At 43.6% G+C, this 307-nt stretch carries 1 protein-coding gene; it reads left to right on the top strand.

The features are described from left to right. Nucleotides 1–307 (top strand): hypothetical protein (locus tag CD111_RS12595; protein WP_158245713.1); only part of this gene is annotated, 307 nt, incomplete at both ends.

Raw genomic sequence — 307 nt, 5'->3', positions numbered from 1 at the left:
ATTACACCAACGCAACCTTTACCGGAAGGTAATGTCACAGCGAAAGCGACAGATAAGGCGGAACATCCTAATACTTCTGAATCATCTGAACCTAAGAAAGTGACAGATAATACACCTCCATCTAAGCCAGTTATTGATACGGATCTAACGGGTAAAGCTGGATCTACTGATCCAATCACAGTTACCGCCGAACCAGGTTCTAAAGTTGAGTTATTCGATAAAGATGGGCATAAGATTGGCGAAGGTGAAGCTGATGATCAAGGTCACGCTACGATTACACCAACGCAACCTTTACCGGAAGGTAATG

Source organism: Mammaliicoccus stepanovicii (assembly GCF_002902525.1).
GTDB lineage: Bacteria > Bacillota > Bacilli > Staphylococcales > Staphylococcaceae > Mammaliicoccus > Mammaliicoccus stepanovicii.
The sequence above is the reverse complement of the archived record's forward strand: the minus strand, read 5'-3'. Positions and strand labels throughout refer to the sequence as shown.